The 23045-nt window shown below is 59.3% G+C and carries 22 protein-coding genes and 1 tRNA gene; 12 read left to right on the top strand and 11 right to left on the bottom strand.

The features are described 5' to 3' along the window. Positions 1-70 precede the first annotated feature (70 nt). The 5 genes from gsiC (at position 71) to poxB (ending at position 5689) form a co-directional block, all read left to right on the top strand. The gene (gene gsiC, locus PQR53_RS15155) at positions 71-991 is read left to right on the top strand and encodes a glutathione ABC transporter permease GsiC (RefSeq protein WP_408455061.1); all 921 of its coding nucleotides are present in this window, start codon (positions 71-73) and stop codon (positions 989-991) included. A 7-nt stretch (positions 992-998) separates the two neighbouring features. Next, the gene (gsiD, locus tag PQR53_RS15160; protein WP_179733869.1) at positions 999-1904 is read left to right on the top strand and encodes a glutathione ABC transporter permease GsiD; all 906 of its coding nucleotides are present in this window, start codon (positions 999-1001) and stop codon (positions 1902-1904) included. Further along, positions 1901-2980, top strand: coding sequence for a DmpA family aminopeptidase (locus PQR53_RS15165; RefSeq protein WP_408455064.1), 1080 nt, complete (start codon positions 1901-1903; stop codon positions 2978-2980). Before gsiD ends, PQR53_RS15165 begins: the two co-directional genes overlap by 4 nt. Continuing rightward, positions 2980-3813 carry a M55 family metallopeptidase gene (locus PQR53_RS15170; RefSeq protein WP_408455067.1) on the top strand — a complete coding sequence of 278 codons (834 nt, stop codon included), beginning with the start codon at positions 2980-2982 and terminating at the stop codon, positions 3811-3813. The genes PQR53_RS15165 and PQR53_RS15170 overlap by 1 nt, the downstream gene beginning before the upstream one ends. Positions 3814-3964: 151 nt before the next feature. Beyond that, complete coding sequence (gene poxB, locus PQR53_RS15175) at positions 3965-5689, top strand: ubiquinone-dependent pyruvate dehydrogenase (protein ID WP_408455070.1); 1725 nt, start codon at positions 3965-3967, stop codon at positions 5687-5689. Positions 5690-5722: 33 nt separating this feature from the next. Here poxB and PQR53_RS15180 read toward each other — a convergent pair whose 3' ends face one another. Continuing rightward, complete coding sequence (locus tag PQR53_RS15180) at positions 5723-6703, bottom strand: alpha/beta fold hydrolase (protein ID WP_408455073.1); 981 nt, start codon at positions 6701-6703, stop codon at positions 5723-5725. A 214-nt stretch (positions 6704-6917) separates the two neighbouring features. On the opposite strand from PQR53_RS15180, the gene PQR53_RS15185 reads away from it, so the two are divergent. Beyond that, entirely contained in the window at positions 6918-8303 is a 1386-nt protein-coding gene (locus PQR53_RS15185; RefSeq protein ID WP_408455076.1) for an amino acid permease, read from the top strand. Between the two features lie 83 nt (positions 8304-8386). Here PQR53_RS15185 and PQR53_RS15190 read toward each other — a convergent pair whose 3' ends face one another. From PQR53_RS15190 to hemN, 3 genes are all read right to left on the bottom strand, one after another. Then, entirely contained in the window at positions 8387-8908 is a 522-nt protein-coding gene (locus PQR53_RS15190) for a PH domain-containing protein (protein WP_408455621.1), read from the bottom strand. Positions 8909-9025: 117 nt separating this feature from the next. Continuing rightward, positions 9026-9110 (bottom strand) — tRNA-Leu (locus PQR53_RS15195). A gap of 119 nt (positions 9111-9229) precedes the next feature. Beyond that, entirely contained in the window at positions 9230-10615 is a 1386-nt protein-coding gene (gene hemN / locus PQR53_RS15200) for an oxygen-independent coproporphyrinogen III oxidase (protein ID WP_408455079.1), read from the bottom strand. A 246-nt stretch (positions 10616-10861) separates the two neighbouring features. On the opposite strand from hemN, the gene PQR53_RS15205 reads away from it, so the two are divergent. The 3 genes from PQR53_RS15205 to PQR53_RS15215 all read left to right on the top strand — a co-directional run bounded on the left by PQR53_RS15205 (position 10862) and on the right by PQR53_RS15215 (position 12772). Further along, on the top strand, positions 10862-11167 hold the full coding sequence (locus PQR53_RS15205; protein WP_408455624.1) for a YkgJ family cysteine cluster protein: 306 nt from the start codon (positions 10862-10864) through the stop codon (positions 11165-11167). A 94-nt stretch (positions 11168-11261) separates the two neighbouring features. After that, on the top strand, positions 11262-11855 hold the full coding sequence (locus PQR53_RS15210; RefSeq protein ID WP_408455082.1) for a DUF1439 domain-containing protein: 594 nt from the start codon (positions 11262-11264) through the stop codon (positions 11853-11855). 80 nt (positions 11856-11935) lie between these two features. After that, positions 11936-12772 (top strand): undecaprenyl-diphosphate phosphatase, encoded by an 837-nt coding sequence (locus PQR53_RS15215; protein ID WP_408455085.1) that lies wholly within the window; start codon positions 11936-11938, stop codon positions 12770-12772. 96 nt (positions 12773-12868) lie between these two features. On the opposite strand, the gene trmB is transcribed toward PQR53_RS15215, so the two are convergent. Beyond that, positions 12869-13681 (bottom strand): tRNA (guanosine(46)-N7)-methyltransferase TrmB, encoded by an 813-nt coding sequence (gene trmB / locus PQR53_RS15220; RefSeq protein ID WP_408455088.1) that lies wholly within the window; start codon positions 13679-13681, stop codon positions 12869-12871. A gap of 353 nt (positions 13682-14034) precedes the next feature. Here trmB and PQR53_RS15225 point away from each other — a divergent pair, with 353 nt between their 5' ends. Continuing rightward, positions 14035-14448 carry a hypothetical protein gene (locus PQR53_RS15225; protein ID WP_408455091.1) on the top strand — a complete coding sequence of 138 codons (414 nt, stop codon included), beginning with the start codon at positions 14035-14037 and terminating at the stop codon, positions 14446-14448. Between the two features lie 317 nt (positions 14449-14765). Here the strand turns inward: PQR53_RS15225 and PQR53_RS15230 are convergent, their stop codons facing one another. After that, the gene (locus tag PQR53_RS15230) at positions 14766-15035 is read right to left on the bottom strand and encodes a helix-turn-helix domain-containing protein (protein WP_408455094.1); all 270 of its coding nucleotides are present in this window, start codon (positions 15033-15035) and stop codon (positions 14766-14768) included. A gap of 109 nt (positions 15036-15144) precedes the next feature. Here PQR53_RS15230 and PQR53_RS15235 point away from each other — a divergent pair, with 109 nt between their 5' ends. Further along, complete coding sequence (locus PQR53_RS15235) at positions 15145-15978, top strand: hypothetical protein (RefSeq protein WP_408455097.1); 834 nt, start codon at positions 15145-15147, stop codon at positions 15976-15978. A gap of 66 nt (positions 15979-16044) precedes the next feature. Then, positions 16045-16989: a hypothetical protein gene (locus PQR53_RS15240; protein ID WP_408455100.1), complete on the top strand. Its 945-nt coding sequence runs from the start codon at positions 16045-16047 to the stop codon at positions 16987-16989. A 163-nt stretch (positions 16990-17152) separates the two neighbouring features. On the opposite strand, the gene PQR53_RS15245 is transcribed toward PQR53_RS15240, so the two are convergent. The 5 genes from PQR53_RS15245 to PQR53_RS15265 all read right to left on the bottom strand — a co-directional run bounded on the left by PQR53_RS15245 (position 17153) and on the right by PQR53_RS15265 (position 22994). Beyond that, entirely contained in the window at positions 17153-18361 is a 1209-nt protein-coding gene (locus PQR53_RS15245) for a hypothetical protein (RefSeq protein WP_408455102.1), read from the bottom strand. Further along, complete coding sequence (locus tag PQR53_RS15250) at positions 18358-20421, bottom strand: PIN domain-containing protein (RefSeq protein ID WP_408455105.1); 2064 nt, start codon at positions 20419-20421, stop codon at positions 18358-18360. Before PQR53_RS15250 ends, PQR53_RS15245 begins: the two co-directional genes overlap by 4 nt. Further along, complete coding sequence (locus tag PQR53_RS15255; RefSeq protein ID WP_408455108.1) at positions 20418-20888, bottom strand: hypothetical protein; 471 nt, start codon at positions 20886-20888, stop codon at positions 20418-20420. Before PQR53_RS15255 ends, PQR53_RS15250 begins: the two co-directional genes overlap by 4 nt. Positions 20889-21231: 343 nt before the next feature. Beyond that, the gene (locus PQR53_RS15260; RefSeq protein WP_408455111.1) at positions 21232-22590 is read right to left on the bottom strand and encodes a relaxase/mobilization nuclease domain-containing protein; all 1359 of its coding nucleotides are present in this window, start codon (positions 22588-22590) and stop codon (positions 21232-21234) included. Further along, the gene (locus PQR53_RS15265; protein WP_408455114.1) at positions 22587-22994 is read right to left on the bottom strand and encodes a plasmid mobilization protein; all 408 of its coding nucleotides are present in this window, start codon (positions 22992-22994) and stop codon (positions 22587-22589) included. The genes PQR53_RS15260 and PQR53_RS15265 overlap by 4 nt, the downstream gene beginning before the upstream one ends. Between the last annotated feature and the right edge of the window lie 51 nt (positions 22995-23045).

The following is a 23045-nucleotide window of genomic DNA, read 5'->3' on the forward strand; positions in this document are numbered from 1 at the left end:
CACTGGCCGGGCGGTGCCGTACTGCTCGGAAAGATCTTTCGTTGCCCGCATCATTGCCGGATTGGGTTTCATGCTGAACTTCCTCGTCAAACGTATCTTTGGCCTGCTGCCGACGCTCTTCATCGTCGCTGTGCTGGTGTTCCTGTTCGTGCATCTGTTGCCCGGTGATCCGGCACGCCTCGCGGCCGGTCCCGAAGCGGATGAGGCGACCGTTGCGCTGGTGCGCGCCGACCTCGGCCTCGACAAACCGATGCCGCAGCAATTCGCCAGCTTCTTCGTGAAGATCGCGCACGGCGACTTCGGCACGTCCACCCGCAGCAAGCGGCCGGTCAGCCAGGAAATCGGCGAGCGCTTCATGCCGACGCTGCTGCTCACGCTCGCGAGCATGGTGTGGGCGGTGGTGCTCGGCATGGGCATCGGCATCGTCTCGGCGGTGTGGCGCAATCGCTGGCCCGACCGGCTCGGCATGACGCTCGCGGTGTCGGGTATTTCGTTTCCCGCCTTCGCGCTCGGCATGCTGCTGATGGAGATCTTTTCGGTCAAGCTCGGCTGGCTGCCGATTGTCGGCGACGGTTCATGGAAGAGCTACGTGCTGCCTTCGCTCACGCTCGGCGCGGCGGTGGCGGCAGTGATGGCGCGCTTCACGCGGGCTTCGTTCGTCGAAGTGATGAATGAAGATTTTGTGCGCACCGCGCGCGCCAAGGGTGTGCCCGAACGGCTCGTGATCGTCAAACACTGCCTGCGCAACGCCATGATCCCCGTCATCACGATGATGGGGCTGCAATTCGGCTTTCTGCTGGGCGGCTCGATCGTGGTCGAAGTGGTGTTCAACTGGCCGGGTCTCGGACGCCTGCTGGTGGATGCCGTCGCGATGCGCGACTATCCGGTGATTCAGGCCGAAGTGCTGTTGTTCTCGCTCGAATTCATCATCATCAACCTGGTTGTGGACGTGCTGTACGCCGTCATCAACCCGACCATCCGTTTCAAGTGAGGCCCGCATGAGCATCTCAGCCACCGAGGCGAATGCGGCCAAGGCCGCCCTCGTAGAAAGCACGATCCGCACGCCGTGGAGCGAATTCTGGCGCAAATTCCGCAAGCAGCATGTGGCGCTCGGCGCCGGCGTTTTCGTGCTGCTGCTGATCGTGGTCGCGATTCTCGCGCCGCATATCGTGCCGTACGATCCGGAGAATTTCTTCGACTACGACGCGTTGAACGCGGGGCCCTCGGCCGCGCACTGGTTCGGCGTCGATTCGTTGGGGCGCGATATTTTCAGCCGGATTCTGGCGGGCTCGCGCATTTCGCTCGAAGCAGGTTTTCTGTCGGTAGCGATCGGCGCGGTGATTGGCACGTTCTTCGGTTTGCTGGCCGGTTACTACGAGGGCTGGTGGGACCGCATCACGATGCGTGTCGCCGACGTGCTGTTTGCCTTCCCGGGCATTCTGCTGGCGATCGGTGTGGTCGCGATTCTCGGCAACGGCATGATCAATGTGATCTGCGCGGTAGCGATTTTCAGCATCCCCGCGTTTGCCCGGCTCGTGCGCGGCAATACGCTGATGCTTAAGCAACTCACGTATATCGAAGCGGCGCGCAGCATCGGCGCATCGGACTGGACCATCATCGTGCGGCATATTCTGCCGGGGACGATTTCATCGATCGTCGTGTACTTCACGATGCGGATCGGCACGTCGATCATCACGGCGGCGAGCCTGTCGTTTCTCGGACTCGGCGCGCAACCGCCGACGCCGGAGTGGGGCGCGATGCTCAACGAAGCGCGTGCCGATATGGTCACGGCGCCGCATATCGCGCTGTTTCCGAGTCTGGCGATTTTCCTCACCGTGCTGGCATTCAATCTGCTCGGCGACGGTTTGCGCGATGCGCTCGATCCGAAGCTCGACCGGCCATGAGTTCGACTGAACCCGTGGGTGCAAGCGCACCGCCTATCGGTGTGTTGCCAGGCGGCCCGCGTGGGTCGCTTGCCGACGTGCCCGGCGTGACAGTCGGACATTGCACGCTGGATGACGGCGCTGTACAGACCGGCGTGACCGTGATTCGTCCGCATTCCGGCGATCCTTTTCTTCGGAAGGTACCCGCGGCTGCCTCAGTGATCAACGGATTCGGCAAAAGCATCGGGCTCGTGCAAGTCGAAGAACTCGGCGTGCTCGAAACGCCGATTGCGTTGACCAATACCTTCGGCGTGGCCACGGTGGCACAGGCGCAGATTCGCGCTGCGATTCAGGCCAATCCGCAAATTGGACGCGAATGGTCGACGGTCAATCCGCTGGTATTCGAATGCAATGACGGATACCTGAACGACATTCAGGCTTTGGCGTTAAGCGAACGGCATTACAACGAGGCGTATGCAGCGGCAGGCGTTGACGTTGCGAGCGGTTCGGTCGGCGCGGGCCGCGGCATGTCGTGCTTCGATCTGAAGGGCGGGATCGGTCATGCGTCGCGCGTTATTGACGTAGCAGGGCAGCGTTATACAGTCGGCGCGCTGGTGCTGGCGAACTTCGGTCGTCTGCCGATGTTGACGATCGACGGCACGCCGCTCGGTCGCGTGCTGGCCGAGCGCGCGGCCAAAGCCGCCGCAACCGCCGCGAAACCCGAGCAAGGCTCGATCATCATGATCGTCGCCACCGACGCGCCGCTCGACGCTCGCCAACTCAAGCGTCTGTCATTGCGCGCCGCGGCAGGTCTCGCACGAACCGGTTCGGTGTACGGTCATGGCAGCGGCGACATCGCGTTGGCGTTTTCAACGGCCTACACCGTGCCGCACGACGCCGAATTCATCGCGCTGCCACCCATGCTCGCCGATGCACGCCTCGATCCACTATTCCGTGCCTGTGCGGACAGCGTCGAGCAAGCGATTCTCGATGCGTTGTGGAGCGCCACGTCGGTGACGGGCCGCGACGGCCATCGGCGTCTATCGCTGCACGACGCCGCCCCCGATCTTGCTCAACTTCTCAAACAATCCTCCTGATGAAAGTCCTGATTTCCGCCGACATCGAAGGCGTGGCCGGTGTGTTCCATCCCGAGCAAACCCGTGCGGGCAACGGCGAATACGAGGCCGCGCGCCGCTGGATGACACTCGAAGCGAACGCCGCGATCGAAGGCGCGTTCGCGGGCGGCGCGACGCACGTGTGGGTCAACGATTCGCATGGCGGCTTCCGCAATCTCTTGCCCGATCTGCTCGACGCGCGTGCCCAGGTCGTGCTCGGCAAACCGCGTACGCTCGGCATGATGGCCGGGCTTGAATACGGTGCGGCGCTGGTGTTCATGATCGGCTATCACGCGAAGTCGCAGACGCGCGGCATCCTCGCGCACACGATCAACAGCTTCGCGTTCACGCGCGTTTCGTTGAACGGCGTCGAAGTCGGCGAGGCGGGACTGTATGGCGCGTTAGCGGAAGAATATGGCGCACAGGTAGCGCTTTTATCCGGCGACGACGTATTCGCGGAAGAAACCGCGCCGCGCTTTCCCGGCGCGCGCTTTGTCGTCACCAAGAGCGCGACGGGGCATGCGAGCGGTGTGACGCAAACGCCGGCGAGCGCGCGAGATGCAATCGAAATCGCAGCGCGTGAAGTAGTGCGGCACTACGTCGACAACGGTCATGCGCCCCACGCGACGCGCGCCGCCGCGAAGCCCGTCGAATGCGAACTGCGTGTGCAAACCACCGCGCTCGCCGATCTGTTCTGCCAATGGCCGACGCTCACGCGCGTCGACGCCGTCACGCTGCGCTTTGGCGCGGAGTCGGCGGAACATGCGGTGCGTATGCTGAACTGCCTGTCGGCGATGTCGTTCATGCTGCGCTAAGCGCGTGATGAAGAGGGATGCCAGCCACGTGCGGCCGGTCTCCATGCTTACGTTTTGATAAAACGCGGCCTGCGTGCCGACACGCTTGGCGAGGAAGCGGTACTCTCTGGCATTCCAGAGGTACCGTCTCTCTCACTTAGCGGAGTACAGCATGGGTAAGCAGACTATCGCGGATTATCTGGCCAGAACCCTGGCGGCAGCAGACGTCGAACGAATTTGGGGCGTGACGGGCGACAGCCTGAACGGCCTGTCGGATAGCTTGCAACGGCTCGGTTCCATTCGCTGGATGCATACGCGCCACGAAGAGGTCGCGGCCTTCGCCGCCGGCGCCGACGCCGCCGCCACTGGAAAGCTCGCCGTCTGCGCGGGCAGTTGCGGCCCCGGCAACCTGCATCTGATCAACGGCCTGTACGACTGTCATCGTAATCATCAACCCGTGCTCGCGATCGCCGCGCACATTCCCTCCTCGGAGATCGGCCTCGGTTACTTCCAGGAAACCCATCCCCAGGAGTTGTTCAAGGAGTGCAGCCACTACGTCGAACTGGTGACGAACCCGTCGCAGTTTCCGCGCGTGCTGGCCCGCGCGATGCGCACCGCGATCGAAGAGCGTGGCGTCGCGGTGATCGTGCTGCCCGGCGATGTCGCGCTGGGCGAGGCACCCGATGAAACGCCGGCGTGGGCAGGGACGCTCGAACGCTCGACGGTCGTGCCCTCCGGCGCGGATCTTAACCGGCTCGCCGAGATGCTGAACCAGGCCGGCGGTGTGACGCTGCTGTGCGGCAGCGGCTGCGCGAACGCGCATGACGAAGTGGTGGCCTTTGCCGATCTGCTCGGCGCGCCCACCGTGCACGCATTGCGCGGCAAACAATACGTGGAGTGGGACAACCCATTCGATGTCGGCATGACGGGCCTGATCGGCTTCAGCTCCGGCTATCACGCGATGATGTCGTGCGACACGCTGGTGATGCTCGGCACCGATTTCCCGTATCGCAACTTCTATCCGACGCACGGCAACGTGGTGCAGATCGATCGCCGCGGCTCCGCGCTCGGCAAGCGCGCGCCGTTGAAGCTGGGCCTCGTCGGCGATGTCAAGGCGACCTTGCAGGCGCTGTCGCCGTTGATCAAACGCAAGACCGACAGGCGCTTCCTCGAGAACGCCCGTCAGCACTATGCGGATACGCGCAAGGACCTCGACGATCTCGCCCGCCCATCCGCTCCGGGCCGCGCGATTCATCCGCAATATCTGACCAGCATCATCGATAAGGTGGCCAATGAAGACGCCGTGTTCTGCGCCGACGTCGGCACACCGACGCTCTGGGCCGCGCGTTATCTGACCATGAACGGCAAGCGCAGTCTGCATGGCTCGTTCAATCATGGCTCGATGGCCAACGCGATGCCGCAGGCGCTGGGCGCGCAAGCGGCCGAGCCGGGGCGTCAGGTGATTTCGCTATCGGGCGACGGCGGCCTCTCGATGCTGCTCGGCGATCTGCTCACTGCTCGCCAACTGAATCTGCCGATCAAGGTTGTCGTGTTCAACAACAGCACGCTCGGCTTCGTCGCGATGGAGATGAAGGCGGGCGGTTACCTCGAAAGCGGCACCGATCTCGCCGCCACCGACTTCGCGGCGATTGCGCGCGGCGCGGGGATTTACGGCGCGCGGATCGAATTGTCGGAAAACATCGAGCCCGCATTGCGCGAGGCGTTCGCTCATCCTGGGCCGGCGGTGATCGACGTGGTGACGGCGAAGCACGAACTCGCGTTGCCGCCGAAGATTCAATGGGCGCAGGCCAAGGGCTTCAGCTTGTATATGTTGCGGGCGGTGCTGAATGGCCGCGGCGATGAGGTCGTCGAATTGGCGACGACGAATTTGCGCTGAGGGTGTGGCAGGGTTGGGTTGAACGAAAGCCGGTCACTGCTGCCGGCTCAACTCCCGCGCCGCGCGATCGATCACATCGGCGACCGCGCCCGCATGCGATACCGGCACCAGGTGGCTCGAAGAGATCGGCACGATCTTCGCGCCCATCCGGTTGGCCATGAACTGTTCGACTTCGGGCGACACCGCGCGGTCCCGCGTCGTCACGATGTACCACGACGGCTTTTCTCGCCACGCCACCTGGCTTACGGTTTCGCTGAACGCCTTCGCGGCGATCGGCTGTTGCGCGGCGGACAGCACGCGCGTCAGATTCTCGGGCACGTCGGCGGCGAAGTCGGCGTGATATTTGGTGCGGTCGAGCCAAAGGAAGCCCGTCGAATCCGCGGTGATGCCCTCGCCCGCAGGCATCGGTGCCGCGCGCTTCATCAGATCCACCGTCGATTCGTGCAGGTCCGGCGCAATCGCCGCCACGTAGACAAGGCCCGCTACGTTTGGCGCATTCGCGCCGGCTTCGGTGATCACGACGCCGCCCCAGGAGTGCCCCACCAGGATGGTCGGGCCGTCCTGCCGCGCAAGGACGCGGCGGGTCGCCGCGACATCGTCGGCGAGTGATGTGAGCGGATTCTGCACCGAACTCACGTGATAGCCCTTTTGCTGCAACTTCGCGACGACACCGTTCCAGCTCGACCCGTCGACGAACGCGCCATGAACCAGCACGACGTTGCGCACGGGGCCGGCCATCGGAGCTGCTGCGGGTGCGGGAGGTCTGGAGGCAGTCGCCTTGGGTGTGGCGGGTGCAGCAGGGGCGGCTGCTGCAGGCGTGGCAGGCATGGCAGGTGCCACGGGCGGCCGGGCCGGCACTTCAGGTGCGCTCGACTCCATGCCAGGCACCTCGGCGGGCTCAGCGGCGGGTTCTGCTGCGGGTGCCGCTGTCGGCGCCGCGGTTTGCGCGAAGGCACCCGTCCCAGCGAAGCAGAGATACAAAGCAGCGGCGCAAAGCAGACGTTTGGGCAACATGTTGAATCTCCGAAGGCTGAAACCTCGACTAGGCGACCATACAGAAGCACCACGCCAGTGACAACCACTATCCTCGGTGTTAAGTGCGGCGCAGAACCAAGCACGGGTTGCTCCCAGTATTTAGGTATTTTCGGGCACGGTAAAATTTTGGGTTGTGCCGGACCGGACCATAAGTCTGATCGGGTGATCGATATCCATACACTGGGGCGCAATTTTGAATAGTGCACAGCAGCAAGACGGCCTGAAGCGCGGGCTTAAGAATCGCCACATCCAGCTGATTGCGCTGGGCGGCGCGATCGGTACCGGCTTGTTTCTCGGCTCCGCCAGCGTATTACAGGCAGCCGGCCCGTCGATGATTCTCGGCTACGCGATCGGCGGCATCATCGCCTTCATGATCATGCGGCAGCTTGGTGAAATGGTCGCGCAGGAACCGGTCGCCGGTTCGTTCAGCCACTTCGCGTACAAATATTGGGGCGACTTTCCCGGCTTTCTGTCCGGCTGGAACTACTGGGTGCTGTACGTGCTCGTGAGCATGGCCGAGCTGACCGCGGTGGGCACTTACGTGCATTACTGGTGGCCCGGGGTGCCAACGTGGGTGTCGGCGCTGGTGTGCTTCGCCCTCATCAACGCAATCAATCTCGCCAACGTCAAAGCGTATGGCGAAACCGAATTCTGGTTCGCCATCATCAAGGTGGTGGCGGTGATCGGCATGATTCTGTTCGGCGGCTATCTGCTGATCAGCGGTCACGGCGGCCCGCAAGCGTCGATCACGAATCTCTGGGCCAACGGCGGCTTTTTCCCGCATGGGTTTCACGGCCTGTTCATGATGCTTGCGGTCATCATGTTCTCGTTCGGCGGGCTCGAGTTGATCGGCATCACGGCGGCTGAGGCCGCCGATCCGCAGAAGAGCATTCCGAAGGCTGTGAATCAGGTGATCTACCGGATTCTGATTTTTTACATCTGCTCGCTGGCGGTGCTGCTTTCGTTGTATCCGTGGAATCAGGTAGCGGCCGGCGGCAGCCCGTTCGTGATGATCTTCTCGCAGATCGGCTCGACGCTGACCGCGAACGTGCTCAATGTGGTGGTCCTGACGGCGGCGCTGTCGGTGTATAACAGCGGCGTGTATGCGAATAGCCGGATGCTCTACGGTCTCGCGGAACAGGGCAACGCGCCGCGCGCGCTGATGAAGGTCGACCGGCGCGGGGTGCCGTATATGGCGATCGGTTTGTCGGCGCTCGCCACGTTTACCTGCGTGATCATCAACTATCTGATTCCAGCCGAAGCGCTTGGCTTGCTGATGGCGCTCGTGGTGGCCGCGCTGGTGCTGAACTGGGCGCTGATCAGTCTGACGCATCTGAAGTCGCGCAAGGCAATGGTGGCGGCGGGCGAAACGCTCGTGTTCAAGTCTTTCTGGTTCCCGGCCAGCAACTGGATCTGCCTCGCCTTCATGGCGCTGATCCTCGTGATTCTCGCGATGACGCCGGGTCTGTCGGTCTCGGTATGGCTCGTGCCGGCGTGGCTGGTCGTGATGTGGGCTGGGTATGTGTTCAAACGCCGGCGCGCGGCAATGCATGGCGGCGTGCGGGTGGTGGGGCGGTAGAGTCAGAAAGAACAAATCTTGCAGCCGGCGCTTGCGAAGCAGCAGCGGCCGGCGACTTCAATTGCTGAACGGATATTGCCTGCTCAAACGCTGTGCGCCTGAGCGTGATCGGGGGCGTGCGGATCATACGTGTTGCCGGCAGTAACGCGCTCCTGCTGCTTGGCTACCGCCTCGTTGAGCTTCTTGCAGAGCTGATCCGCGTGCCTGATGCCCGGCAAACGCCTGACGGGGTGCGCGAGATCGTTGGTCGTCAACATGATCGTGCCGACGCCGAATACGCGCAGCCACCAAGGGTGAACCGAGGTGATGCCTTGAATCCGGGAGAGTTTCAGTCTCGACACACGGCGATGCAGGATGCCTTGTGTCCAGGTAATCTGTTCGGTATCGATGACGATCCGGGTGAAAGCGGTCTTGACGAACGGCAGGCCGACGCCGATCAATACCGCGCCTGCTTGTGCAAGCAGCACCTGCCATTGAAGCGGGAAAGTGTTCGACGCGAAGACATGTATGCCGCCAATCACAGCCATGACGGCACATCCCTTCAGGATCGCTGGAAGGTTGCAGATCTGCGACGGCGCGCCGCTGAAAATCACCTGATTGGCCATGACTGACAATAGATGATCTCGGCTCCCGTGGGAAGCAAAAAACCCGCAAGGCTTTTGGCCTATTGCGGGTTCAGTGGAAATGTGAGGAATTCACCGGAACTCGCCGGAAATGCTACTTGGTGCCCAGGGCCGGAATCGAACCGGCACGCCTTGCGGCGGGGGATTTTGAGTCCCCTGCGTCTACCAATTTCACCACCTGGGCAGGTCTTGCAGCGCACGCGTCAGAATATGGCGCGCGGCGAAGACGCAGATTATGGCCGAAAATTCGACGACGGGCAAGCCGGTCGCTTTCTTTGCGTTCAATGTCGTCGGTTAGCGTTTTCAAACGGTGCGGGAAAACCGTTCGAGCGTCTGCTGGCCGAGATAGCGGTCGAACACCATCGCGATGTTGCGCACCAGCATGCGCCCGGCCATCCGCACTTCGAGCTTGCTGCCGTTCACTGACACCAGCCCGTCCTCCTCGAAGCCGCGCAAGCGCTCCAGTTCCGGTTCGAACGCAGCGGCGAAGCGAATGCCATAAGCGGCTTCGAATTCGTCGAAGCGCAGTTCGAGATTGCACATCAATTGTGTGATCACGTCGCGCCGGAGACGGTCGTCCGCGGTGAGCCGCACGCCACGTGTGATCGCGAACTTGCCTGCGTCGATCGCCGCGGCGTAGCCGGGCAGATCCTTGACGTTCTGCGCATACACATCGCCGACCTTGCTGATCGACGACGCGCCGAAGCCGATCAAATCGCATTCCGCGCGCGTGCTATAGCCCTGGAAATTGCGATGCAACGTACGCTGCGCCTGCGCGCGTGCGAGTTCGTCGGTGGGCAGCGCGAAATGGTCCATGCCGATGTAGACATAACCGGCGCCCGTCAACCGCTCGACGATCCGTTGCAGGATCGCGAGCCGCACGGCAGGCGAGGGGAGCGTGGCCGCGTCCATCTGCCGTTGCATCTTGAAGAGCTGCGGCATGTGTGCGTACGCGAACACCGAAAGACGATCGGGCGCGAGCTCGATCATCATGTCGAGCGTGCGGCTGAAGCTATCCACCGTTTGATGCGGCAGCCCGTAAATCAGATCGACGCCGATCGAGTGAAAGTCCGTATCGCGCGCGGCTTGCATCACCGATGCGGTCATCTCAAGCGGTTGAATGCGATTGATCGCCTGCTGTACCACCGGGTCGAAATCCTGCACGCCGAGACTGAGGCGGTTGAAGCCGAGCGTGCGCAGATGCGCGATCGTATTTGGCGACGCTTCGCGCGGATCGACTTCGATCGAATATTCGCCTGCGGTGTCGGGCAGCAACGTGAAGTGCTCGCGCGCGGCCGCCATCAGTTCCGTCATTTCGTCGTGCGACAGGAAGGTGGGCGTGCCACCGCCCCAATGCAATTGCGACACGGGGCGCCGCGTGTCGAAACACGCTGCCTGCAAAGCCATTTCGCGTTTCAGATGCTCGACGTAAGGACGCGCATGCGCGCGGTTTTTCGTGGCGACCTTGTTGCAACCGCAGTAGAAGCACACGGTGTCGCAAAACGGAATGTGGAAGTACAGCGAGAGATCGGTGGTCGAGGCGCCCGGATCGGCGGCGGCGCGCAGATAGTCGGCGGGATCGAACGTGTCGCGGAACTGCAAGGCGGTCGGATAGGACGTATACCGTGGACCATTGGCGCTGTATTTAGCGAGGAGATCGGGGCGGAATAGCGTGTTGGCGGTGGTCATGGGGCGCTCAAGTTTGACGGCCACCGTGGAAGAGGCAAGAGCCGGCGGCGCTTCGGAGCACCGGATCGAACAGCGCAAACGCCTCTTGAGCAGGGCCTTTCGTTTCCATCAAGTCTACGTGAGCGACCCTCTGCGAGATTGTGTAAAAAGGTCGCACGGGATGCGATGGCACAATGCGGGTCTGGTATGGCGTTGTATGTTTTCAAGTTCAGGAAAAATGTCGTGAGCGATGTGCCGAACAGCGTGATGACGCGCGAATCCCCGTTCAATGTGGCCGGTCATGCGTGCCGCCCCGATTGCGGCGCGTGTTGTATCGCGCCGTCGATTTCGAGCCCGATTCCGGGCATGCCGCATGGCAAGCCGGCGGGCGTGCGCTGCGTGCAACTCGGCGACGATCTGCGTTGCGCGATCTTTGGTCAGCCGGAGCGGCCGGCATGCTGTTCCGGTTTGCAACCGCAAGCGGATATGTGTGGCACGAACCGCAGTGAGGCGCTTGCATGGCTGACCCAGCTCGAATTGCAGACTCAACCGCAACCGGCGGCGCGCCGATAGCGCATGCGGGCGAACCATCACGTCGCCCGTTGATCCGATCCAGAACAACCTCGCGCAACCGGATGCTCGAGAAGGCTTCCACAGGAGATTTCGCATGACCCGATTCGCTGCGCCGACCCGGCGCCGCTTCCTGCTCGCAGCGCTGGCAAGCTGCACTGCGCTCGGCATCACGGTATCGCTGGCGGCCTGCGCGACGCCGACCTTTCCGTTCATCCCTTCGCACTACACGTTCTCGCAGCAGCAGGTCCAGGAAGCGGTGCAGCGCAAATTCCCGTATCAGCGCACCGTCTCGCAAGTGTTCGATGTCGCGCTGACCAATCCGGTGGTCGGCTTCCTGCCAGATGCGAACCGCGTCTCGGTGAAACTCGACGCCCGCTTCGCGAGCCCGTTCATGCCGCAACCGGTCGACGGCGTTTTCACGCTGTCGAGCGAACTGGCCTACGACGCCGCCAGCAAATCGGTTGTGCTCAAGTCGCCGAACGTCGATAACGTCAGCGTCAGCGGGCAGGCGCAGGCCTACACGCAGCAAATCAATGCCGCGGCGGCCGCGCTCGCCGCGCAGTTGCTGACCAACTATCCGATCTACACCTTCAAGCCCGAACAGTTGCAATTTGCCGGAGTGAATTACGAACCCGGTACAATCACCATCCTTACAAACGGCATACGCGTGCAAATCGTCGAAAAATGACGCTGTGCGCGGCCTGCAGGGTCGCGCACTCACTGGCCGACCCTGCTCGTTTCGACTATCTACAGCGATGAGGGTCACGGATGGACTGGCTATTGGCTTGCAAGGCGCTGATTCTGGGCGTCGTCGAAGGGTTGACGGAATTTTTGCCGGTCTCGAGCACCGGCCATCTGATCGTCGCGGGCAGTCTGCTCAATTTCACGGATGAACACGCGAAAACCTTCGATGTCGTGATCCAGCTCGGCGCGATTCTGGCCGTCTGTTGGGAGTTTCGCCGGCGCATCGGCAGTGTGGTGGTTGGCTTGCCCAGCCGTCCCGACGCGCGCCGCTTCACGCTCAACGTGATCATCGCGACGATTCCGGCGATCGTGCTCGGCCTGCTGTTCGAAAAGGCTATCAAGGCGGCGCTGTTTTCGCCGGTGCCGGTCGCGTTCGCGCTGGTGGCGGGCGGGGTGGTGATTCTGTGGGCGGAAGCGCGCCAGCGCGCCCGCGGAGACGTTGCGGCGCGCGTTCAGAACGTGGACGATCTAGGCCCGCTGGACGCGTTGAAAGTCGGCCTCGCACAATGTTTCGCGCTGATTCCTGGCATGTCGCGCTCGGGTTCAACGATCATCGGCGGGATGCTGTTCGGTCTCGAGCGGCGTGTCGCCACGGAATTTTCTTTCTTCCTCGCGATTCCGATCATCTTCGGCGCGACGGCTTACGAACTCTATAAAGACTGGCATCTGCTGTCCGCCGACGCGCTCGGCAGCTTCGCGCTCGGCTTCGTGGCGGCCTTCATCAGCGCGTTCGCGTGCGTGCGCTGGCTGTTGCGCTACATCGCCGCGCACGATTTCACAGTGTTCGCGTGGTACCGGATCGGCTTCGGATTGTTGATTCTGCTGGTGGGCTATAGCGGTGCATTGAGCTGGGCGGACTGAGTTCCGCTTGGCCTTTAGCCATGCAAAAAGGTCCGCGTTTGCGGACCTTTTTGTTTGCTTTGCTTGCTGCTGGTGAGTCGAGAATCCGAAGCGGCTTTACGCTGCGCCGCGTTTTCTAAACACGAGATCCCATACGCCATGTCCGAGTCGCAACCCGCGGCGCTCGAACTTCGTCACCGGACGATACTCGGGACGCGGCGCGTAGCCGTCCGCCGTATTTTCCAGCGCGGGGTCGGCGCCTAGCACCTCGAGCATCTGCTCGGCGTAGTTTTGCCAGTCGGTTGCGCAATGCAGATAGGCGCCGGGCTTCAAACGCGAGACCAGCAACGCGACGAACTTCGGCTGAATGAGCCGGCGCTTATGATGGCGCGCCTTGTGCCACGGGTCCGGAAAGAAGATATGCACGCCGTCGAGGCTGTCCGGCGCGATCATCTGTTCGAGTACCTCGACCGCATCGTGTTGAATGATGCGGATGTTCGACAGCTCTTGTTCGCCCATCAGCTTCAGCAGCGCGCCCACGCCTGGTTCGTGCACTTCCACGCCGAGGAAATCGTCGTCGGGACGGTGCGAGGCGATCTCCGCGGTGGTCGCGCCCATCCCGAAGCCAATTTCCAGCACGCGCGGCGCTGCACGGCCAAACACGCTATTCCAGTCGGGTTGTTGCGGCGTGAAGGGCACGACGAAACTCGGGCCGAGTTCGTCCATCGCGCGGCGCTGGCCGGTCGATACGCGGCCCGCACGCGTGACAAAGCTGCGGATGCGGCGGCGATGCAAGCCTTCTTCTTGCGGGGCGTCGGGGTCGCCGGTGGCGTTTGTGTTGGCGTCGGTGTTGGCCGGTTGGCCTTCGGGCTCGGTGGAAGTCGGCGGGAGGTCGTCCGGCAGGCCGGTGTTGTTTGGATCGTGGATCATGGTCGATGCTGCTACAAGGGTCGGTGCGTGGCGGTTGACACGGCGTGTTGCGAGGCGCCTTTTGCGCTCGCGCGGCATGAGCCGCGGCGCGCAGGCGCGGTTCACTCGAAAACGCCAGACCGGCCGCTGCCACTACAAAAAAGCCGCCTTCAGGGAGGCGGCTCGTGCTGGATTCTGCTGAAGGCTCAGCAGGAAGATGGAGCGGACGTTGCAAGTGCGCGTAAGGTAGCACACCCGAAAAGGGTCCGTCCAGACGGCGGTCGGCCTGAGGGGCGGCGTCGCTCAACACGAAGATTACGTTTTCATAACCGTGACAGCCTTTCGTATGATTTAATCGCGTTGTAAGTCATCCATTGCAACGATTATCCAAGCGAAAATCCACTATGGGCAAACACGTACACAATCATCGTCAAGCTAAACCCGCCAAAACCGATTGGGTCGCTATTGATCCCACCGCGGTGCCGACGACCTCGCAGAATGCACTGCGCGAAGCGATGGCCATTGAAGGCGTGCCGCTCACGCAATTCAAGGATTTACTCTGGTTGATGGCGCAAGAGTCCGGCGGCATGGTGGACCTGCGCAACGGAAGGTTGCCCGCTCGCGGGATGTTTCAATTGCTGCGGCCTCAATATGAATTGAATCCGAATGGCGAAAGCTCGTTCGGGAATGCAGTCGAAGAATGCCAGGGTGGCATTCGCTATCTTCTCGGGCGCTATCACACAGCCGCGTCTGCGCGTCTGGTTTGGGAAGCAAAGCGCTGGTGCTGAATACAGCGACGGCGCCTGGCGCGTGTGTGCACGCGTTTATGCGACTTCTCGGGAGACCGGTTGGAAATGTATAGCTGACGGGAATTACTGCAGAATCAGATCCTTTCGCGAAGCCGCCTCGGCAATCGCCAGGCGGGCTGGAAAGAATCTGGAGCGGGCGATGGGAAACTGCTCCAACTTCCCGGAAACGCCCGCCAGCCGGTCCTCCACTCACATTCGCGCCCAAAAAACAGGCAGAAAAGTGTGGGTGAAAAGCGTGGGTATTCAACCCAAGCAGGCAAGATTGTAGCAGCGGAGATTCACCACGCGTCAACCGCTTACTTCACCTTCACTAAGTTTGGCCGCTGGAGTAGTTTTTCCGGGGCTACATCAAGCGCAACGGCGATTTTTTCGATGTTGTCTAGCGAGACATTGATTCGGGCCCGTTCTACTTGGCTCACAAACGTTCGATCTAAACCCGCCGCGAATCCAAGCTGTTCTTGCGAAAGCAACTTCGCTACTCGATTGGCGCGCACGTTATATGCCAGCACGTCTCGTAATGACGCGAGTTTTTGCGACGGGTCGGGACCCTTCAGTGCGGCTGACATGGCCCGAATACTTCCGGTATGATGCGTTCGCATCCACGGCTTTTGCATCACGTATCGAGTATTTCGGCTAAATACGTGATGCAAATACATCATATGACACAGGTGAATTATGCGGAAATGCTCTTATCTGCTTCTTGCGATACCGGTTTTTGTTGCCGCATGTGGCGGCAGCGGTAGCAGCGGCGACGGTCAAACGGGTCCAGTAGCGAGTAATCCCGCAACCACTGCTCCGAGCGACACGCAAATCCGGGCTGACATAGCAACCAGCCAGGGTACGACGACCAATATCCCTGTCTGGGACACATCAGGGGCTTTTGGTACGATTGGCAATCCCTTTAAGGGCGGCGTAGATGGTCTGCACTCTTACCGCTGGAACATTGAACGCGACGGTCTGATTCCGTTTTTGGATACGAGTAATAGTGCGACAGTCACGACGGCCCTGAACAATCTGGAAGCGGCGATCGGCAAAACCGTGTTTAACCGTCTGCCCGCATCAACGAACCCGGCATCCGTCACGCGAGGGGTGATTTTCAACAATGCGACGCCGCCGACTGCTAGTGCCAGTGAGCCGAATAACTGCGGGCAGTTGTATGCAAATCGTCAAAATATTTTCAGCCAGTGGGTTGATCCGACCTATTCCATCGATCCGCCGCTTGCCGCTGACTGGCAAGCTGAAGTGGATTCCAGCCCGCTCATCGATCCGCGCCCAACTTTCAATGTGGATGTCGATTTCAGCAATGCCAGTTGCGCACCGTTTGAGCCCCTGGTCGAGCATGAGCTTGTGCATGCCCTCGGCCTGACCAATCACTTTGACGGCTTCGGGCAGGGAAGCGGCGGCAATTGCAATGGTGCTATCTGCACCGACCGCACCTATCCCGTCTTGAAAACGCTGTATGCCAATCCGCCGATGAGCATCATCAGCAACATGACTATTGCCCGGTAAGGGTTGGGGTTGCGGCTACCTGCCCCCGCATTCTGAAGCGACAGGTATTCATATTTGGGGAACCGTATGCAGAACGACGACAACCACGTAAAGTCGGGCAACTATTTCATCGATGGACAAAATGATGTGCTCGGAAGCGTTGATGAGCAGATCAAGGCTCGCGTGTTGCCGACCGACGGACCAGCCGCCGCCAACTTCAAACTCGGCATGCACCGATTCAATGTGCCGCAAACTGAAAGTGGTTCCGCTGCTTATTCTGGCCCGGCAATGGATGTCACTGATGGTCTTGAACGGGTGCTGGACTATGCGTCGGCGGCGATCCGGCTGGCATTCCGCTTCTTTCCGTTTGTCGTGCCGTTGCTGATCCTAGGGCGATATGGTGATCGCTATGTTCCCTTCGGATTGAATTTCCTGCTCATGAACCTGCTGCGGTGGGCGAGCGTGCCGTGGTTCATCTATCAAACGGTGCGAGGCATCATGCGATTGTCGCGAGGTTCCGATAAAGCGGCGAAGCATGGGATTCGGTCCAGACCGATATACGAGCGCACTCAATTGGCGGACGGCAAAGTAGCGGTTACATTCCGGCAGCGACGGCTGAACTTCGTCGTCGCTGATATTGTGACGGTAGTGCCCGTTATCGCGCTGATCCTCGCAGGACTTGCAGCGTGCTTCTTTGTAGCCGTCAACGATAACCTGCTCGTAGGCATCGTGCTGATGCCCGTTGCAGTTCTGACGCCGATGCTGGTGGTTCATCGTCTCAACCGGCGAAACCAGACTATTGTGATTGAACCTGGTGTGGGTATTCGATGGGGCAGTCAGACCCTGAGCTACAAAGACGTCTACGATTTTGGCTGGGAAGCTTCGCAGCGGACCGGCAAAGGTGGCTATCTAAGCATAGCCGATTCGGTGGCCTACGCGATGATGAACGATGGCAAGAAGATCCCGATCACCAAAGAAATGCGCGGGAATACCGCTGCAAGCATCTGTGGGCTGATTCGCGAGCTTGCGTGATCGGCAGCAAACTAAGCGATGCGGATGGTTGGTCCATTCTGAACGGCTTATCCACGGTTTTCGAAGCGGCCATCTGCGCAGGCCATGAGCTAGAAAACGGTGGGTAAGCCGCCCGATCAACCCCAATGCTCGAATCTTCTTGCCATCATACGGGGCTGAGAATTTATTTCAAGTCGCTTGGTTTCCTTCTTGTAGTCCGACGCGATGTCTTAGCCTTATTTTCGTCCCGCTCGTTAGCAAGCAAGCTTTGAATGCGTTGCTCTGCCAAAAGATGAAGGGCATGCAGGAACTCACGCTGACGAAGGCCATTATCTCCCCGCCCGCCGGCTGTTTCGTATAGCTTATCGAATAGTGACGTAATATCGTCATCTGAAAGTATCGGCGTAGTCTCACTTGCCTTGCTGCGTGACGTGGAAGCCTGCCCCTCGCGCTTGGCCTCACTAATATAGAAGTGTGCCAAGTTAAGGGCTTCGTCCGCATCGCTCAACGCTTCTAGTTCGACCTTATCCTGCAATCTACTACGGAATGCTGGTAACGCGACCGAATACCGTCGCAAAGCATCCGGCGTGATCGCCAGCAACATGAAGAGATGTTCCGGAAGTGCGTCTATGATGGCACGCATCGCCGAGAGATAGCGAACGACCTGAGTAGCACTCAACGTCCCGTCCTGTTTCTCCAACTCGTCCAGCAGCAAAAAAATCCCCGAGAGCTTTTTGGCCTTGCTGCTGACAAATACCAAATCACGAAATGCAAGCGTCCTAGACTCCAAAGTATCAAGGCGAAACTGAACACCGAGAAGCTCCCTATGCCTGTTCAATATCCGTAACCCTTGGAGCCATTCCCAGAAGGCATTCGCGACGTCATAAGAATCTTCCTCACTGGCGTCGGACATCCCCGTCGCTAGCGCGTGCAGGGCTATTCGCATCTCCCGACCCTTGGCTTCTTCAATGACGCCCTCGTCCTCGCTAAGAGCCTCGCCCAATTCAATTAGTCGTGAAACGTCAAATTCCTGCATCAGCCGTCTCAACGTCGAATCAAAAGATGCTTCGGGATCGGAGAGATATCGAACCAGATAGAAACCCTCCGTTTCCGAAAGGATCTCCGTCAATTCTTGTTCGTAATAGTTAAGTAGGTTTGTTTTCCCTACGCCTTGAGACCCCTCGACCACAACAACTTGTGAACGATGATCGCGCATGAAACTCACTATGCGCTGGTCTATCACCTCATTTGCTGCCGTTGGCGCGTGCGGATTGCCGTTGGTTTGGGACGAAGGTGGGAACGGATTCCTTCGGAATCCATATGTTTCGAATATTGTTCCAGAAGAAGTGGATGCATTGGCGATGCGCTCGGATAGCCGTTCTCGTAAACTCATTTCGCCATTTCCTCCAATCGAAAGCTGGTACTAGATTTTCCCGGGATAAGGAAATCTCCCCGATATAGGTATTCCGTCCTGACCAAGGGCTTGTCTCGCTCAACTACGAGAGTTCGGATCATTTTTCGATCATGACGAGTGTCCGTCGTCGATCCCTCGGTGATTAGATGAATCAACTTAGCCGCGCGAGCTTCCGCCAAACGCGATCTCGCATTCAACGGATGGATTCCCTCGCTTCTAATCAATTCCTCAAGCCAAGCACCCACTGAAGCGAGCTTTTCGCCCTTCGCAATTCGAACGAACTGTTTCAATGCAATTTCCGTGAACGCCGTGGGCTTGGGGTTCGTCGCCGTTGCGTAAAATCCTTCCCCAGCGATTGGCGCTCCGATGCAGCAGAATTCAGCCAGTCCTTGGTAGCCCGATAGCACTCGCGAGGGGAAAGGGGATTTACCCTCGGAAAATTTCTTTTGTTCCTCTAGAGTTTGGAAAAAAAAGTTGCACGAGGGAATCAATTTCAGCACGTTCGTCATTGCTTCGAAATCGGTTGCCACGCATGCGTTCCAAAGCGAATCCAACCGTTCTGTGCCGATCCAGTTGCTTTTCTTGTCCGCCAGAATAAACTCGCCCGACTCAAGTAGGCGCCGATAGTCTGCCCATGCTTTTTCGGATATGTCTGCTTGACTCAACAGCGCTTTTTGTGCGACCGGCTTCCTGGCGCCTAGTATCGCCACCAAGTCAAGCAATCGCTCGGCGGAGAACCGAATCATGGAGGTGGTTTCATCGGCTCGCTTTGGGACGATTGCTTCTGCGACTGGCTTAATTTCCACCATCGTGGATTCAAGCTTTTTGGTCTGGGTTCCAGTTTGCGAGGACGGCGGCGTAGCGATGCCGTCGCCGGCCTCAATTTCGCCTTCTGTCCGAACCCAAAAAAGATCCTCACGCGAATGAAACGGCGACCACGTTAAGCCATCACCGATTGTCGCAACTTCGACGTATGCCGAGTCGTCAGGGAGTGCGATGCGTGCATTGCCAAACGCAACAGCTAACTCCCATAGCACCTGAGTTAGGGGGACGACGCTAAGAGCGCCGGTCAGTGGATTAAAGCCCGATCCTGTGACTATCTTTCCGAGGAAGTCATTGGCTACCGGGGAGGCGTAAAAGATCGGCTCGATACCTTCGGACATCGCCATTCGCGCTAACCCCTGATCTGCGGTCAGAAGATAGACCGCATGTCCAGGTGCAGAATACGACTGGTGCTGCCGAGCAACTTCCAAGATTAATCTATCGCAAAAGCTGCGTACGGGAGCGCTTAAGTTCAAGTCAGCAGTTTCGCCGCTCTCCTTCTGAAAGGCGCTCCGCAGTGGCTCGCTCATCACGGCGGTTCGCTCAATCTCGACATCGGATTGCAATTCGAGGCGTAACAATGTCCGCTGCGAGCCTTGACTTATTATGTGCTCATACAACATCGCAGCCTTAGATTTAGGAGAACGTCGCTGAGCAAAATATCGATCGCCCAAATTTACGATCTCCATGTGCGCTATCGCTGGGATCTTTATCCGCGCTGCCGGATGAAGGTAGCGAGCGACGAAGTCCAACGCCCCTTGTGCGATGGCCGCTGTGTCCGTCACTACCGTCACCGGGCGTCGGAAGGGGAATTCAGCAAGACTATCGGCGTCGAAGTTCGGAAGGGTAAGTCCTAGCCGTGCAGCCGTTGCCGCAACTAGATCAAGAACTCGCTCAATTTTTGCCAACTCTTTTTCCGCGCGGGCTTTGTTATTACCCTCGGCTGGCGGAACGTCGAGCGACTGCATCAATCCGCTTCGTAATGCCTCCGGCGTGGGCACATGCCATTCATAGCATCCCGATCGATCAGAGTTGTCGACAACTGAGAATTCGGTGTCTTCCACGGGCAAGCTGATTTGACCCAAGTCGAGCCGCTTTTCTCCGAAGCATTTATCTTCGTTTACCGAAATAGCAAATTTCCTGTCTGAGGTCTTCTTGAACAGATTGTCAAGAATGGTTCCAGCCGCAGCCGGACTAAGCAGTTTGAAGTCGCTCATCGGATAGTCACTGAGGCATCGGGCGCGTTTCTGAAAATCCCATAAATCCACGCTACTTGGTTGTAGAAAGCGAGGAGGGCGTTTATGCCGAACACGATGGCGGGATCTTCAGGGTCGTTTTGGCGGCTGGCAGTCCATTTGGAGGTCTTAGAAGTCGCAATCGGACGCAACTCTTCCACAAGGCGACCAAATTTTGCGATGTCTCTTTCGACCGGGGGGAGGAGTGCGTCGAACTCGTCTCGAAACTTCTCCATGAGCAACACGCGGTTCTCGTCGTCTTCCAAGCCGCCCCAAATGTCCTCGCGCGCTTGCCACGAGAAAACCTCTCGATGGAGCCAAGTGTCCGTCGAAAAGGGTGTGTTTATTATTGGGTTCAAGCCGGATGGCGCATACATAGCGAGAGCTTTCCCCGGTCGGTAGGCTCGCCACACGGTTATTTTTAAACTAGCCGTCGTGTCGTTGGTCATTAAATTTCTCTTTTCGAACAGGCACTTACGGGCGTCAGCCGATTTCTGGACCCCGGACCGTACAATTTTACAGGTCACCGTTGACTTCGGGAAATTTAATGCCTCCCTCGCCTTGTGCGGCGCCTTCGGCGACCGGTGGCCCAAATTCTTGCTCGATGCGGCGGAGCCGGCGGTTGTTGCATTGAATTGACGCCTTCCGTGTCCCTCTTGAGACCCATGGCTCATTTTCCAAGCCTCTCACCGACCACACGGCACGCCAGTCGCCGCTTCTGCTCCTGGACGGATACCCCGCATCCTTGAGTGGCAAGGGCTTGTGTCGTTTGGTGTAGGCAGCGCACGCTGGTCAATTTCCCCTCAAGCTGGCCACGCTGTTCAACTGGCGAATCTTCGCCTGGCTAAGCTGAACTTGCAGACGAGATTTCTGTTCCGTGAGTTTCGCCAGTCGTCGTTCGGCTTCGCTACGCTGCTTTGGTGTTCTGGCCGCATTCATGTCCGATAAAGCCGCGTTGATGCTGGATTGAACCTCGCCAATGGCCGCCTCGATGTCGCTGAAAACACTTATGTCGGATGGTGTATCGGCACTGTGCATGGCCTGCTCTCGCATGCTTTGCATACTGCCAATGACGGCCGCCTTGTCGCGGGTCGTCCACGTGGTAGGACGGGTTGCGTGGACGGCTCGGGCTTCCTGCAATGCCTGCTGGGCGATGAGCTTGATGGCCGTGAATTGTGATTTCATGTTGCTGGTCTCCTTACGGTTTGTTGTTATTGGTTTGTATGTTTGCCGTTCGCGAGCCGCTTTGAAACGATGGCTACGAAGCACACGGGGCGATAGGTAGGCTTTCACATTGAACTGACGACGAACCTCAACATGCTGGCTCAGTGTCGTGCGTGCCTGCTGAAATTCGGCTGGCGACAGGTGCTGTTCCTGCTTCGTGCTACGGGCAGAAGTGACGAGATCGGCATAGTTGGCATCTGCGTTATAGAGCGGGCCGCGAAAGCGTTTGGCCTTTGCCGCGCCGGGAAACTTCAGTGAGATGTAGTCCGCCCCTTTTCGGGTAACTTCAACACCGTATTGTTCGGTCAGGAACTCGCATAGCTTGTCGCGGTTTGCTACCTGTCCGGTGCGAATCGCCCTCGTCAGTCGCTTATGCAGATACAGTTTGTTGCTGCGATCCTTGCTGCCTTCTGGGGTGTATCGTTCGAAATCACTCAAAGCCAATTTGAGCGGATCGGGCACGACCTGGGCGTAGCCGAGCTGATGATTCATCACCTGCGTGAATGCTTCGTATAGCTTGATGTTCTGCTTGCCCGGCGGGTGAATGTTCATCCGTTTTCCCGTGGACATCTCAGTCATCGGAACGACGAAATGAATCTCGGTGTTGCCCTTGTCGCGGTGCAGAACGAACAGGCTATTGAAGTGTTTGGGCACAAGGCCGGGGCACACGCTCTGCTTGAACGACTGGATAACCTGCTTCATCTGCTCGCGGGTCGGCTGCTCGTTATCGCGAAACGCAATCGCGCCGGATACATATTTGTGCTTTCGTTGGATGTTGTTGATGACCGCGATAGTGAGGTCGGGACTGCCTTCCAAAACTTCAGGGGCAACGGCACGCCGCTGGCCGGTATGGTCGCGGTCACTCATCAGATAGTTGACAGGGGACTCGCCACGCGAAATCCCCGCATTGAATACACGGACGATCATGCGGTGCCCGTGCCCCTCGCTTGCTTCACTTCCTTCCTGACTTCTTCTGCGATGTCCTGAACCTGCATGAGCACCAGCAGGATTTCTTCATCGGGCTCGCGACCGTCCTTCAGTTGCACGGCTATTTCGGCGACATAATTCCCAATGAGATTGATAGCCTGCAACCATGCGAGTTCATCGTTGCTCGGGTGACTGATGATGCCGCACAGTCCGGTTTCGCGAAGATATTGGGCGAGGTTGTCGTAACCGGCTGCGATTGCTTTCTCGCCGAGTTCCGCATGCTCTTTCGGGCTGACACGGATTTCAACCCGTTTGGTTCTGCGGTGAATGTTTCCGTCGATACCGGACTGGCCGGCCTGTTTCTTGACTGTTGAGGCTACTGCCTCGTGGTAATGCTGTTCCATATTCGGCTCCTGTTGTTATGGTTATGTGGGCCGTGCGTCGCGCTGTCCGTG

Origin of the sequence: Paraburkholderia fungorum, from assembly GCF_046027605.1 — a bacterium.
Classification (GTDB): domain Bacteria; phylum Pseudomonadota; class Gammaproteobacteria; order Burkholderiales; family Burkholderiaceae; genus Paraburkholderia; species Paraburkholderia fungorum_F.

Bases quoted from the DNA above. Each gene is read 5' to 3' on its own strand.
- hemN (WP_408455079.1), bottom strand. From the start codon at position 10,615: ATGACCACCGCCAACACGCTATTCCGCCCCGATCTCCTCGCTAAATAC.
- PQR53_RS15210 (WP_408455082.1), top strand. From the start codon at position 11,262: ATGACCCGATTCGCTGCGCCGACCCGGCGCCGCTTCCTGCTCGCAGCG.
- PQR53_RS15230 (WP_408455094.1), bottom strand. From the start codon at position 15,035: ATGTCAGCCGCACTGAAGGGTCCCGACCCGTCGCAAAAACTCGCGTCA.
- PQR53_RS15255 (WP_408455108.1), bottom strand. From the start codon at position 20,888: ATGACCAACGACACGACGGCTAGTTTAAAAATAACCGTGTGGCGAGCC.
- poxB (WP_408455070.1), top strand. From the start codon at position 3,965: ATGGGTAAGCAGACTATCGCGGATTATCTGGCCAGAACCCTGGCGGCA.
- PQR53_RS15190 (WP_408455621.1), bottom strand. From the start codon at position 8,908: ATGGCCAATCAGGTGATTTTCAGCGGCGCGCCGTCGCAGATCTGCAAC.
- PQR53_RS15215 (WP_408455085.1), top strand. From the start codon at position 11,936: ATGGACTGGCTATTGGCTTGCAAGGCGCTGATTCTGGGCGTCGTCGAA.
- PQR53_RS15265 (WP_408455114.1), bottom strand. From the start codon at position 22,994: ATGGAACAGCATTACCACGAGGCAGTAGCCTCAACAGTCAAGAAACAG.
- PQR53_RS15170 (WP_408455067.1), top strand. From the start codon at position 2,980: ATGAAAGTCCTGATTTCCGCCGACATCGAAGGCGTGGCCGGTGTGTTC.
- gsiC (WP_408455061.1), top strand. From the start codon at position 71: ATGCTGAACTTCCTCGTCAAACGTATCTTTGGCCTGCTGCCGACGCTC.
- PQR53_RS15205 (WP_408455624.1), top strand. From the start codon at position 10,862: ATGACGCGCGAATCCCCGTTCAATGTGGCCGGTCATGCGTGCCGCCCC.
- PQR53_RS15165 (WP_408455064.1), top strand. From the start codon at position 1,901: ATGAGTTCGACTGAACCCGTGGGTGCAAGCGCACCGCCTATCGGTGTG.
- PQR53_RS15250 (WP_408455105.1), bottom strand. From the start codon at position 20,421: ATGAGCGACTTCAAACTGCTTAGTCCGGCTGCGGCTGGAACCATTCTT.
- PQR53_RS15235 (WP_408455097.1), top strand. From the start codon at position 15,145: ATGCGGAAATGCTCTTATCTGCTTCTTGCGATACCGGTTTTTGTTGCC.
- trmB (WP_408455088.1), bottom strand. From the start codon at position 13,681: ATGATCCACGATCCAAACAACACCGGCCTGCCGGACGACCTCCCGCCG.
- gsiD (WP_179733869.1), top strand. From the start codon at position 999: ATGAGCATCTCAGCCACCGAGGCGAATGCGGCCAAGGCCGCCCTCGTA.
- PQR53_RS15245 (WP_408455102.1), bottom strand. From the start codon at position 18,361: ATGAGTTTACGAGAACGGCTATCCGAGCGCATCGCCAATGCATCCACT.
- PQR53_RS15240 (WP_408455100.1), top strand. From the start codon at position 16,045: ATGCAGAACGACGACAACCACGTAAAGTCGGGCAACTATTTCATCGAT.
- PQR53_RS15180 (WP_408455073.1), bottom strand. From the start codon at position 6,703: ATGTTGCCCAAACGTCTGCTTTGCGCCGCTGCTTTGTATCTCTGCTTC.
- PQR53_RS15260 (WP_408455111.1), bottom strand. From the start codon at position 22,590: ATGATCGTCCGTGTATTCAATGCGGGGATTTCGCGTGGCGAGTCCCCT.